The sequence below is a fragment of the Actinosynnema sp. NPDC004786 genome (assembly GCF_053601135.1).
Map to the genome: position 1 here is coordinate 21,281 of NZ_JBSGBG010000056.1, position 13,662 is coordinate 34,942.

General features: G+C 76.0%; 3 protein-coding genes. All 3 read right to left on the bottom strand.

The genetic code is table 11. The annotated features are described in order from the left end of the window. Window positions 1-11: 11 nt before the first annotated feature. The 3 genes from ACWEFJ_RS34350 to ACWEFJ_RS34360 all read right to left on the bottom strand — a co-directional run bounded on the left by ACWEFJ_RS34350 (window position 12) and on the right by ACWEFJ_RS34360 (window position 13,661). Entirely contained in the window at window positions 12-4,520 is a 4,509-nt protein-coding gene (locus tag ACWEFJ_RS34350) for an amino acid adenylation domain-containing protein (protein ID WP_449716299.1), read from the bottom strand. A gap of 73 nt (window positions 4,521-4,593) precedes the next feature. Continuing rightward, window positions 4,594-10,380 (bottom strand): SDR family NAD(P)-dependent oxidoreductase, encoded by a 5,787-nt coding sequence (locus tag ACWEFJ_RS34355; RefSeq protein ID WP_449716300.1) that lies wholly within the window; start codon window positions 10,378-10,380, stop codon window positions 4,594-4,596. Between the two features lie 5 nt (window positions 10,381-10,385). Further along, window positions 10,386-13,661, bottom strand: a complete 3,276-nt coding sequence (locus tag ACWEFJ_RS34360) for an amino acid adenylation domain-containing protein (protein WP_449716301.1) — start codon at window positions 13,659-13,661, stop codon at window positions 10,386-10,388. Window position 13,662 lies beyond the last annotated feature (1 nt).

Sequence of the window (13,662 nt, forward strand, 5' to 3'; positions counted from 1 at the left end):
CGCGGGCGGGTTCAGCGGACCGGGTCGCCGTCCAGGGCCCGCGCGACCTCGTCGTCGGACAGGCCGCTCAGGCGCACCAGCAGCTCGGCGGTCTTCACCACGGCCGCCCGGTCCGGGCCTTCGAGCAGGACGCGGGCCAGCCCTGCCACGGTCGGCTCGGCGAAGACCCGGTGCAACGGGACGTCGGCGCCGAACGCGTCGCGCAGCCGGGCCACGACGCGGGTGCTCAGCAGCGAATGGCCGCCCAGGGCGAAGAAGTCGTCGAGCACCCCGACCCGGTCCAGGTCCAGGACCTCCGCCCAGATCCCCGCCACCACCTCCTCCACCGGCGTGCGCGGCGCCACGTAGGGCGCGTCGGCCACGCGGTGCTGGTGCTCCGGCGACGGCAGCGCCTTGCGGTCGATCTTGCCGTTGGGTGTCAGCGGCAACGCGTCCAGCAAGACGTAGGCCGAGGGCAGCATGTACTCCGGCAGCCGCTCCGCCAGCGCCGCCCGCAGGGCCGGGACCAGCCGGGCCGCGCGCCGCCGGGCCGCGCCGTTGACCAACGCCTCCCACGGCACGTCCGGGGGCGCCGGGCGGGGCGGCATCGCGACGGGCACGCCGTCGACCACCCGGCGGAACACCGCGTCCACCGCGCCGTCCGGGCCGTGCGCCGACCAGTCGAGGGTCACCCGGTACCCGGTGCGCTCGGCCAGGGCGCGCAGGTCGTCCGGGTCGACCGCCGGGAGGTCCGCGGGCAGGTCGGCGACGACCTCCCCCGCGTCCGCGTCGGCCAGCCGGCGGACCAGCTCGGCGAAGGGCAGCACCCGCGCGTTGGGCACGTTCCGCACGGCCAGCACGTCGTCCCCGCCCCCGGCCAGCACCGCGCGCACCGCGCGCGGCGACAGCCGGTCGGCCACCCAGTCCAGCGAACGGGTCCGCTCCGCCCGCGGTGCGGGCGTGCCACCGACGGTGATCACGACGTCGTAGCGGAACCGGTTCATCTCGTTGTCCGGCGAGCCGGTCTTGGGGCTGATCTCGACCCCGGTCACCCCCGGTATCCGGGCGGCCAGCGCGGTGAACAGGGCCGGGTCGACAACCAGTTCCCAGTCGTCGGCCACGGCCCGGCGCACCCTGGCGCGCACGTGCTCGGCCGGGGTGCCCGGCTCGGCGCGGGCGACGGCGACCGAGGCGTGGAACGCCTCCAGCAGCGGCAGGCTGCGCACGTCGCCCACGACCAGGGCGCCGCCGGGCGCGACGCGGGCCAGCGCCCGCTCCAGCACGTGCCGCAGGTAGTCCTCGTCGGCGAAGTACTGCACCACCGAGTTGAGCACCACGGCGTCGAACAGGCGCTCCGGCAGCCGGTCGAGGTCGTGCGCCGCGTGCTCGAACAACTCCACGCCGGCCGGCGCCACCAGGCCGGCGGCGACGTCGCGGCGCAGCTTGCCCAGCGCGACACCGGAGATGTCGGTGCCCCAGTAGCGCTCGCAGCGCGGGGCCACGCGGTGCAGCAGCATGCCGGTGCCGCAGCCGATGTCCAGCACCGACCGGGGGTCGCGGGCCAGCACCAGCTCGGCGGTGCGGTCGGCCCAGTCGCGCATCTCCTCGGCCGGGATGGGCTCGCCGGTGTAGCTGCTGTTCCAGCCGCGGACGTCCAGGGCGGCCTCGAACCGCCCGGCGGGCGCGTCCCGGTAGGCGGTGTCCCAGATGCCGCGCCACTGCTCCAGCCGCTCGACGGCGGCCGCGTCCGGTTCCCCCGGCACGGCAGGCGTCGTCCGGTCGGGCACCACGTAGGCGATCAGGCGCTGGTCGCCGGGACGGTCCTCGCGCACGGCGACCACGGCCTCGCGCACCGCCGGCTGCCCGGCCAGCGCGGCCTCGACCTCGCCGAGCTCGACGCGGTGGCCGCGCAGCTTGACCTGGTGGTCGAGCCTGCCCAGGAACTCGATGCCCCGTGCGCCGCGGCGCACCAGGTCACCGGTGCGGTACAGCCGGCCGTAAGGGTGCTCGAGGAACCGCTGCGCGGTCAGCTCGGGCCGGTCGAGGTAGCCCAGGGCCAGCCCGTCGCCGCCGATGCACAGCTCGCCGGGCACGCCCTCGGGCACCAGCGCGCCGGCCTCGTCCAGCACGTGCAGGGACGTGTTGGCCACCGGTTCGCCCAGCGTCACGGGCCCGTCGCCGACCTCGCCGACCGACGACCAGATCGTCGTCTCGGTCGGGCCGTACATGTTCCACAGCGCCACACCGGTGGCCAGCAGCCGCCCGGCCAGCTCGCGCGGCAGCGCCTCGCCGCCGGCCAGCGCCCGGAACCCGGGCCGGGGGCGCCACCCGGCGTCCAGCAGCATCCGCCAGGTCGACGGGGTGGCCTGCGCCACCGTGGCGCCGGAGGCGTCCAGGGCCGCCGACAGCAACGCGCCGTCGGCGGCCGTCTCGCGGTCGGCCAGCACCACCCGCGCGCCCTCCACCAAGGGGAGCAGCAGCTCCAGCAACGAGATGTCGAACGCCGGCGTGGTGACGGCGAGCAGCGTGTCCGACGAGGTGATGCCGGGCCGCACGGCCATCGACCGCAGGAAGTTGCCCAGCGCGCCGTGCGGCACGCACACGCCCTTGGGACGGCCGGTGGAGCCGGAGGTGTAGATGACGTAGGCGGTGTCGGAGGGCTTGACCGGCTCGTCCACGGCGTCGTCGCCCGGTTCGGGGCGCTCCTCGTCCAGGCACACCGCCGGGACCGGCACCTCGCCCAACCGCCGCAGCACCGGCCGCTGCGTCAGCAGCACGCCCAGCCCGGAGTCGGCCAGGGTGAAGGCGATGCGCTCGGCCGGGAAGCCGGGGTCCAGGGGCAGGAAAGCCGCACCGGTCTTGAGCACTGCCAGCATCGCCACGGTCACGTCCGCGGAGCGCTCGACGCAGATGCCGACCAGCGCCCCCCGGCCCACGCCGAGGCCGCGCAGCCGGTGCGCCAGCCCGTTGGCCAGCCGGTCCAGCTCGCCGTAGGTCAGCTCGGTCCCGCCCGCCCGCAGGGCCGGCGCACCGGGGGTGCGCGCGGCCCGCAGGGCGAAGCGCCGGTGGACCGCCAGGGGCTCCGGCCACTCGGTCCGCGGCACCTCCCCGAGGCGGCGCAGCCGGTCCTCCTCCGCCGCGTCGAGCATCCGGACCCGGCCCACGGGCAGGTCGGGATCGGCGAGCAGCTGCTCCAGCAGCACGGCCAGGTGCGCCGACATGCGCTCCACGGTCGCCGCGTCGAACAGGTCGCTGTTGTACTCGAACCAGCCGTCGAGGCCGTCGGGCCGGTCGAACACCTGCAGTTCCAGGTCGAACCGGGCGGTGGCGCTGCGCACCGGCACCGGCTCCACCCGCAGCCCCACGTCGGAGAAGTCGGGCAGGGCGATGTTCTGGAACAGGAACGACACCTGGAAGATCGGCGTGCGGGACCTGTCCCGGGCCGGGCGCAGCTCCTCGACCAGCCGCTCGAACGGCACCTCCTGGTGGGCGTAGGCGCCGAGGCAGGTCCGCCGGACCCGGCCGACCAGTTCGCGGAACGACGGTTCGCCGGACAGGTCGGCGCGCAGCGCCAGGGTGTTGGTGAACAGGCCGATCAGCCCTTCGACCTCCCGTCGGCCGCGGCCGGCCACGGGCGTGCCGACGACGATGTCCTCCTCGCGGCTGTAGCGGTGCAGCAGCACCAGGAACGCCGCGAGCACGGCCATGAACGGCGTCGCGCCCTCGTGCCGGGCCAGCTCCCGCAGCCGCGCCATGACCGGCGCCGGCGCCGCGAACGGTCGGGAATCGCCGCGCGTGGACCGCACGGGCGGCCTCGGCCGGTCGGTGGGCAGCTCCAGCGCCGCCGGCGCGCCCGCCAGGGTGGCGGTCCAGTAGTCCAGGTCGGCCGCGAGGCCGTCACCGTCGAGCCGCTTGCGCTGCCAGGCGCTGAAGTCGGCGTACTGCACCGGCAGGTCGGGCAGGGCCGGCTCGGCGCCGGTGCTCAGCGCGCCGTAGAGGGCGATCAGCTCGCCGAACGCCACCGAGGTCGACCACAGGTCGCCGACGATGTGGTGCATGGTCATCAGCAGCACGTGCTCGTCCGGGGCCAGCCGCAGGAACCGCATCCGCAGCAGCGGGCCCTTGCCGAGGTCGAACGGACGGGCGAACTCCGCGCGGGCCAGCTCCTCCACGCCCGCCGCGCCGTCCGGGCCGTGCAGGTGGGGGCAGTCGACCAGGGTGATGTCGATCTCCCCGCGCTCGGCGACGACCTGCACGGGCGCGCCGTCGACCTCCTCGAAGGTGGTGCGCAGCACCTCGTGCCGCCGGACCACCTCGGCGCAGCAGCGCCGCCACACCTCCAGGTCGAGCGCGCCGTGCACGCGCAGCGCGCCGGGCACGTTGTAGGCGGCGTCGCCGGGGCTGAGCCGGTCCAGGAACCACATCCGCTGCTGCGCGAACGACACCGGGAACCGCCGCACGGACCGCCGCCGCGTCAACCGCTCGGCCAGCAGGGCCCGCTTCTGCGCGGGCGACAGGCCGCTCAGGTCGGTGGTGCTCATGGGGCCACGCTCCTTCCGCACCCCTGGTGGACGGGGGTCGTCATGTCCCGGTCCGAGGGCCGTCGCAACGCACTCATGCCAGGTCCTCCTGCTCCCGGCTCTCCCGCGCCAGCAGGTCGAGCAGCATCGCCTCGACCTCGGCGTCGGACAGCTCGTCCACGCCGGCGCGCTCGTCCCGGCTCAGCACCTCGATGACCTCGTGGTCGTGCCGGTCGCCGGCGTCCAGCAGGGCGGCGGTCGCGGCCACGGTGGGGTGGTCGAAGAACCGGCGCAGGTCCGGCGCGGCGCCGAACCGGCCCTGGAGCTTCGCGCCGATCTGGACCGCGGCCAGGGAGTGCCCACCCAGGGCGAAGAAGTCGTCGTGCACGCCCACCCGGTCCAGGCCCAGCACCTCCTGCCACACCTCCGCCACGGCCTGCTCGGCGGGCGTGCCCGGCGGGGCGTAGGGGGTGTCCAGGTCCGGTCGCGGGTGCGTGCCGACCGGCGGCGCGACCGCCCCCGCCTCCCGGGCCAGCAGCTCGGGGGTGACGGTCCGGGCCAGCGCCAGCAGCTCGCCCGGCTCGGCGTGCGCGACCACGAGCCGGTCGGGCAGCTCCGCCGCCTCGCAGATGCGGGCGAAGGCGGCGACCGCGTCCCGCGCCGCCATCCCCTCGCCCAGCGCGCGCAGCACGCCTCCGGTCGGGGCGGGTTCGGCCGCGACGGCCTCGGCCACCTTCGCCCGCAGCGCGCCGAGGTCGTTGACCCGCTTGATGGTGAAGCCCTCGATGCGGGCCAGCGCCCGCCCGTCCGGGGCGTAGATCTCGGTGTCGCAGGTCAGCGTCTCGCCGGAGTCGCCGGAGTCGTGCAGCCGCACGAAGCAGTGGACGGTGTCGGTCAGGGCGGCGTCCACCCGCAGCTTCCGGTAGGTGAACGGCAGGTAGAACACGTCACGGGCGTGGATGCGCGCGGAGGCGCCGGCCACGTCGAGCAGCGCCGGGTGCAGGCCGTACTCGGCGGTGTCGCCGGCGAACCGCTCGTCCAACCGCAACGTGACCAGCAGCCCCCGGTCCCCGACGCGGATCTCGCGCAGGCACTGCCAGCGCGGGCCGAACGCGAACTCCAGCGGACCGCCCCGCTCGACCAGGTCGAGCTTGAAGCGGCGCTTGATCTCCTCCGGGTGGTCGACCACCTCGGCCGGGCCGACCCGGCGCAGCAGCTCCGCCAGGTCGCGGGCCGGCGGCGGCTCGGGGGCGCCGAAGGACACCGACCCGGCGGCGTGCTCCTGCCACGTGTCGCCGTCGCGGCTGCGCACGGTGAACCCGCCGCCGTCGCGCTCCTCGACGGTCGTGTAGAGCACGCGGCTGCGCCCGTCGGGGACGATGACGGGCGCGGCGAACACGACCCCGCCCAACTCGACCGCCCGGCCCGCGGCCCGGTGCGCCACGGCGGCGCGGACGAGTTCCAGGTACGTGGTGCCGGGCACGAGGCCCGCGCCCATGATCCGGTGGTCGTCGACCACCCAGTGGTCGGAGGTCACCTCGGTGCGGTAGGTGCGGGAGGTCCCCGACTCGGCGACCAGGTGCTGCAGCAGCGGGTGGCCGACCGGTTCGCCGAGGTCCTCGCCGCCCAGCGCCGCGGTCAACCCGGCGGCCATGCCCACGCCCCGCCAGGTGTCCCAGGCGATCGACCACACCGGCGCGCCCTCGGCGCGCTTGGCCTGGGCGAAGGCGTCCAGATAGGCGTTGGCCGCGCAGTAGTCGCTCTGGCCGGGACCGCCGAGCAGGGAGGTCAGCGACGAGCACAGCAGCAGGAAGTCCAGCCCGTCGCCGCAGGCCCGGTCCAGCGCGAGCGCGCCGCGGGTCTTGGCCGCCAGCACCGCGTCGGCGTCGGCCCGGGTCTTGCCCGCGATCACGCCGCGCGAGGGCACGCCGGCGGCGTGGACGACGCCGTGCAGGCCGCCCAGCCGCGCGCGCAGGTCGGCGACCAGCGCGGTGACCGCGACCTCGTCGGTGACGTCGGCGGTCGGCGCCTCCACCCGCGCGCCCAGGTCCCGCAACCGCGCGACGGCACGGGCGCGGCCGCCGGTCGCGTCGCCGTCCACGCCGGTGCGGCTGAGCAGCACCAGCACCGGTTCCCGGACCGCGCCCGCGATGTGCTCGGCCAGCGCGACCCCGACGCCGCCGAGCCCGCCGGTGATCAGGTAGACGCCGCCGTCGCGCAGCCGCGAGCCGCCACGCGTCAGCGGCACGGCGTCGAAGTCGCGCACCCACCAGTGCCGGCCCCGCAGCGCCAGGTCGCCCTCGGCGGTGGGACGGGTCAGCACCGCGGTCAGCGCGTCGGCCGGCGGCACGCCGGTGACGTCGAGGGTCCGCACGGACACCCCCGGGACCTCCTGCGGGATCACCGTGGTGGCGCCCAGCAGCGTCGCGTGCTCCGGCCGCAGCGCCTCGTCGCCGGTCACCGCGTGCAGGCCGCGCGACAGCACGTCGAGCCGCACCGGGACGGCGGCCCGCGCGATGCCCTGGGCCAGGGTCAGGAGGCTGTCGAAGCCCACCGCGCGGGCGCGGTCCAGCCGGGCGGCGCCCGACAGGCCGGGCTCGTCCTCGCCGGTGCTCCAGGCGTGCACGAGGCGGACCGGCCGGCCCGCCTCGGCCAGCGCGGTCACCAGTGCGGCGGCGTGGTCGAGGTTGGCCGGGTCGACGGTCCAGGCCCCCGCACCGCGCTCCAGCGCCCCTCCCGCCACGACCCGGACCACCGGCGCACCGCAGTGCGCCAGCAGGTCGGCCACCGCCGCGCCCACGGGCAGGTCCGCGCCCAGCACGGCCCAGGCGGCGTCGACGACCGGTTCCGCGTCACCGGTGGGAAACGGCAGCCGCCGCCACCCCGACGCGTAGAACCAGTCGCGCCCCGGCGCGGGCGCGGCGACCGGGCGGTCGCCGTCCGGCTCGACCCAGTAGCGCTGCCGCTGGAAGGCGTAGCCGGGCAGCGCGACGGTGCGGCGCCCGGACCCGGCGGCGCCGGCGGTCCAGTCCACCGGCACACCCGCGCCCCACAGCCGGGCCTGCGCGGCGAGCAGGTGCTCGCGGTCGTCGAGGTTTTCGTCGGGGTGGCGCAGCGACGAGACCGCCGTGTGGGTCTCTCGCCAGGCGACGTGGTCGCGGGCGAAGTTGACCAGGGTGTGACCGGGACCGACCTCCAGCAGCACGGCGCCCGGATCTGCCAGCACCACGTCGAGCGCGTCGCCGAAGCGCACCGCCGCGCGCAGGTGCCGCCCCCAGTAGGCGGGATCGGTGGCCTGCTCGGCGGTGATCCACGTGCCGGTCACGTTGGACAGGAACGGCACGGTCGGCGCCGACAGGGTGACCCGGCGCACCTCGGCGGTGAAGGGCTCGACCGCGGCGTCCATGCTCGGCGAGTGGAACGCGTGCGAGGTGCGCAACTCCCGGCACGGCACACCTGCCACGGTGAGCCGCCGCCGCAGTTCGGCGATGGCGGCGGAGTCGCCGGAGACGGTGGTCAGCCCGGAGGAGTTCACCGCCGCCACGCACAGCCCGTCCTGACCGGCGAGGACGTCGAGCACGTCCGCCTCGGGCAGGAAGACGCCCAGCATGGCCCCGGGCGGCATCGACCGCGCCAGCCGGCCGCGCGCGGCCACCAGGCGCACCGCGTCCGGCAGCGAGAACACCCCGGCCAGGCAGGCGGCGACGTACTCGCCGACGCTGTGCCCCGCCATCGCGGTGGGCCGGACCCCGCGCGAGTGCCACAGCCGCGCCAGGGCGTACTCGACGGCGAACAGCGCGGGCTGGGTGACGTCGGTCAGGGCGAGCCGCGCGGCGGCCTCGTCGGCCCGCTCCGGCGGCGCCAGGACCAGCGCGCGCAGGTCCTCGCCCAGGTGCGGGGCGAACAGCTCGGCGCAGCGGTCCAGCTCGGCGGCGAACACCGGCTCGTGGGCGTGCAGGTCGCGGCCCATGCCGACGTGCTGCGCGCCCTGGCCGGGGAACAGGAACGCCACCCCGGGGTTCTCGGCGGCGGTCCAGGAGTCGGCCGGGGTGATCCGGCGCAACGCGGCCACGGCCTGCGCGGTGTCGCGGGACACCACGGCCTGTCGGTGCCCGAACGCGCGCCGGCGGGTGGCCAGGGTGTGCGCGGCGGCGGCCAGCGGGGTGCCCGGCTGGGCCTGGAGGTGGTCGGCCAGCCGGTGGGCGTTGTCGGCCACCGCCCGCGGGGTCCGGCCGGACACCACCAGCGCGTGGTACCCGGCGGCGGCCTCGGGGACGGGCCCGGCGGGGAGCGGCGCTTCCTCCAGCACGACGTGGGCGTTGGTGCCGCCGATGCCGAACGAGCTGACCCCGGCCCGGCGCGGGGTCCGGCCGCGGGGCCACGGCAAGGGCTCGGTGTTGACGAAGAACGGGCTCCGGGCCAGGTCCAACGCCTCGTTGGGGCCCGCGTAGCCGACCAGCGGGGGAATGGACCCGCGGTCGAGCACGAGTGCCGCCTTGATCAGGGCGGTGACGCCCGCGGCGGCGTCGAGGTGGCCGACGTTGGCCTTGACCGCGCCCAGGGCGCAGTAGCCGGTGTCGGCGGTGTGCTCGCGGTAGGCGCGGCTGAGCGCGGCGATCTCGATCGGGTCGCCCAACGCGGTCCCGGTGCCGTGCGTCTCGACGTAGCCGATGGTGGAGGCGTCCACGCCGGCCACGGCCAGCGCCTCCGCGATCACCTCGGCCTGCCCGTCCACGCCGGGCGCGGTGTAGCCCGCCTTCAGCGAGCCGTCGTTGTTGATCGCGGAGCCCCGGATGACGGCGACGACGGCGTCGCCGTCGTCGAGGGCGTCGGCCAGCCTGCGCAGCACGACCACGCCGACGCCGTTGCCCGCCACCGTGCCGTCCGAGTCGGCGGAGAACGGCCGGCAGTGCCCGTCGGCGGACATGATGCCGCCCGGCTCGTGCAGGTACCCGCCCGCCAGCGGCACCGACACCGACACCCCGCCCGCGATGGCGGTGTCGCACTCGCCGCTGAGCAGGCTCTGGCAGGCCAGGTGCACCGCGGTGAGCGAGGTCGAGCACGCCGTCTGCACGGTCAGCGCCGGTCCCCGCAGGTCCAGCTGGTAGGCCACCCGGGTGGCCAGGAAGTCCTTGTCGGACGCCAGCAGCGTGCGGTAGGGGCCGGTCGAGTCGTAGAGCCGCCGGTTGCCCATCACGTTGAACAGCAGGTAGGAGTTCATGCTCGTGCCCGCGAAGACGCCGATGCGGCCGGTGCTCGCGGCCGGGTCGCACCCGGCGGACTCCAACGCCGTCCAGGCGCACTCCAGGAAGACCCGGTGCTGGGGGTCCATCAGCTCCGCTTCGCGCGGGCTGTAGCCGAAGAACGCCGCGTCGAACCGGTCGGCGCCCTCCAGCACGCCCTTGGCGGGGACGTAGCCCGGCCGCGCGGCCTCGGCCGGGTCCACACCGGACTCGGCCAGCCGGTCGGCGGTCAGGGTCGAGATCGTCTCCCGGCCGCCCTGGAGGTTGCGCCAGAACTGCTCGACGTCGTCGGCGCCGGGGAAGCGCCCGGCCATGCCGGTGATCGCTATCCGGTCGGCCACGTCGGCCGAGTCGGCTGCGCGGGCCGAGCCGGTCACGCCGGTCGGGTCGGGTGCGGGGGCCGAGCCGGTCACGCCGGTCGGGTCGGGTGCGGGGGCCGAGCTCGTCGCGCCGGTACCGCCGGCCGCGCCGGGCGCATTCCCCCCGCCGGTCACGTCAGCCGTGCCGGCCGAACGCGTCGCGCCGGTCCCGTGAGCTGTGCCGGTGCCGCCGGTCACGCCGCTCGTGGCGGTCGTGGCGGTCGTGGCGGTCGTGGCGGTCGTGGCGGTGGTCGCCGTGGTTCGGGTCGTGTCGGCCATGTCGGTCACCTCCCATTCCGCGAGCGCGCCCTGCGGTCGGCCGCCCGTCCGCGCCCCTCACGGGCCTGCCTGCGGGCCTCGGCTCGGGCCGCCCCGGCCAACGCGGGCGCGTCCCCGTCGCGCGCCAGGTGCTCGGCCAGCGCCGCGACCGTCGGGTACTGGAACAGCTCCACCATCGACACGTCCCGGCCCAGGGCCTCGACCAGCGCCGCCCGCACCCGGGCCAGCGCCAGCGAGTGGCCGCCGAGGTCGAAGAAGTTGTCGTGCGCGCCGACCCGGTCGACGGAGAGCACGTCGCACCACAACCGCGCGATGGTCGCCGGCAGGCCCTCCCCCGGCGCGACGAACGCCGTGGCCACCTCGGGTCGGGCGCCGTCCGGCTCGGGCAGCGCGGCGTGGTCGAGCTTGCCGTTGGGGGTCAGCGGGATCGCCGGCAGCGGCACGAACACCGAGGGCACCGCGTAGTCGGGCACCCTCTCGCGCAGGTGGGCGGTCAGCTCGACGGCGGGCACGGCGCGCACGGCGACCAGGTACGCCACCAGGCGGTCGCCCCGGACCACCGCCACCGCCTCGGTCACGTCCGGGTGCTCGGCCAGCGCGGAGCCCACCTCGCCGAGCTCGACGCGGAACCCGCGCAGCTTCACCTGGTCGTCCAGCCGCCCCAGGTACTCCACCGCGCCGTCGGACCGCTGCCGCCCCCGGTCGCCGGTCTTGTAGAGCCTGCCCAGGGGGTGCTCCACGAACCGCTCGGCGGTCAGCGCGGGCCGACCCAGGTACCCGCGGGCGAGGTTGCGGCCGGCGATGTGCAGCTCACCGGCCACGCCGGTGGGCACCGGGCGCAGGCGGTCGTCCAGGACGTGCACACCCGTGTTGGCGATGGGGAAGCCGATCGGCACCGGGCGCGGGTCGCCGTCGCGGCGGCACCGCCAGTGGGTGACGTCGATGGCGGCCTCGGTGGGCCCGTAGAGGTTGTGCAGCTCGGCGGAGCTGCGTGCGAAGAACCGCTCCTGGGTGGCGCGGGGCAGCGCCTCGCCGCTGCAGATCACCCGCCGCAGCGACGTGCACTCCTCCAGACCGGGTTCGCCCAGCACCACCTGGAGCATCGACGGCACGAAGTGCAGCGTCGTGATGCGCTCGGACCGGATCAGCTCGATGAGGTGACCGCTGTCGCGGTGCGCGTCGGGTGGGGCGACGACCAGCGTCGCGCCCGACATCAGCGGCCAGAAGAACTCCCACACCGACACGTCGAAGGAGAACGGCGTCTTCTGGAGCACCCGGTCGTCCGGGCCGAGCCGGTAGGCGTCCTGCATCCACAGCAGCCGGTTGCGGATGGCCGCGTGGACGTTCATCACGCCCTTGGGCCTGCCCGTGGAACCGGAGGTGTAGATGACGTAGGCCAGGTCCTCGCCGTCGACGGCGACGCCGGGATCGGTGTCGGGCTCGCCGGACAGGTCCAGCTCCTCCACGCACAGCGCCGCCGCCGCAGTGGGGGGAAGCCCGTCCACCACGTCCCGGCGGGTCAGCAGCACCGGCGCGGCGGCGTCGTCCAGCATGTGCGCCAGCCGTGCCCGCGGGTAGGCCGGGTCCAGCGGCAGGTACGCGCCGCCCGCCTTGAGCACGGCCAGCAGGCTGACCACCAGTTCGAGGGAACGCGGCACGCTCACCGCGACCGGCACGTCCCGGCCGACGCCGCCGCGGACCAGGCGGTGCGCCAGCCGGTTGGCCCACCGGTCCAGTTCGGCGTAGGTCAGCGAGCGGCCCTCGAAGCGCACCGCCTCGGCGTCCGGGGTGGCGCGGGCCTGCTCGGCGACGCGCTCGTGCACCAGGCCGACACCCGGCCACTCCCGGCTGGGCCCGGCGCCGGCCGCCAGCACCCGCTCGCGCTCGGCGCCGTCGAGCAGTTCCAGGCTCGCCACGGTCGTCGCGGGGTCGTCCACGACCTGCTCGACCAGCCGGCGGAAGCACCGGGCCAGGCCGGCCACCGAGGTCTCCTCGAACAGGTCGCTGTCGTACTCGAACCAGCCGGTGAGCCGGCCCTCGTCGTCGGAGAAGAACTGCAGCTCCAGGTCGAAGCGGGCGCCGCGGGCGCGCAGCGGCACCCGGCTGATCGACACGCCGGCCATCTCCAGGGCGGGCAGGGGGTCGCCCTGGTAGGACAGGCCCACCTGGAACACCGGTGAGCGGCTCAGGTCGCGCGGACGGCGCTGGTCCTCGACGATCCGCTCGAACGGCACGTCCTGGCGGGCGTAGGCGGCCAGGCAGGACGCGCGCACGGAGGCGAGCACGGCGTCGAAGGCCGGGTCCCCGGCCAGGTCGGTGCGCACCGGCAGGGTGTTGACGAAGAACCCGATGAGCGACTCCACCTCGGGCCGGGTGCGGTTGGCGGTCGGGACGCCGACCACGACGTCGGTCTGGCCGGTCCAGCGGTGCAGCAGGACCTGGAGCACCGCGAGCAGCGCCATGTACGGGGTGGCGCGGTGCTGCCTGGCCACCGCGCCCAGCCCCGCCATCAGCGCGGCGGGCAGCTCGAAGGGCACCGAACCGCCGTTGAACCCCTGCACCGCCGGCCGGGGGCGGTCGGTGGGCAGCTCCAGCGCCGCGGGCGCGCCCTCCAGGTGCCGCCGCCAGTAGTCCAAGTCGCCGGCGGCGCGCTCGTTCTGCCAGACGGCGAAGTCGCCGTACTGGATGGCCGGCGGCGGCAGCGACGAGGGCCGGCCGGCGGTGAACGCGGCGTAGAGCGCCGACAGCTCGGAGACGAACACGCCGACCGACCGGCCGTCGGAGACCAGGTGGTGGGTGGCCACCGCCAGCACCCGGTCCCGCTCGCCCAGCCTCAGCAGCCGCAGGCGCAGCAGCGGGCCGGTGGTCAGGTCGAACGGCTCCGCCAGCTCGGCGGCGATCCGCTGCTCCAACGCCTCGCCCTCGACGTCCTGCCCGCGCAGGTCCACCTCGGTCACCGGCACGTCCACGGCCGGGTGGACGACCTGCACCGGCATGCCGCCACGCAGCTCGAAGGTCGTGCGCAGGGCCTCATGGCGGCGCACGATCCCGGCCACGGCGGCCCGCAGCACGTCGACGTCCAGCGTGCCGCGCAGGCGCAGCGCCGCCGGGATGACGTAGGCCGGGTTGCCCGGCCGCACCTGTTCGAGGAACCAGATCCCGCGCTGCGCCACCGACAGCGGGAAGGTGTTCTCGACCAGGCCGCGTTCGCGCATCAGCTCCTCGAACAGGGCCCGCTTGTGCTCGGGCAACGCGGCCAGCGCCATCCGCAGGTCGGTCACG

Bases quoted from the DNA above. Each gene is read 5' to 3' on its own strand.
- ACWEFJ_RS34350 (WP_449716299.1), bottom strand. From the start codon at position 4,520: ATGAGCACCACCGACCTGAGCGGCCTGTCGCCCGCGCAGAAGCGGGCC.
- ACWEFJ_RS34355 (WP_449716300.1), bottom strand. From the start codon at position 10,380: ATGGCCGACACGACCCGAACCACGGCGACCACCGCCACGACCGCCACG.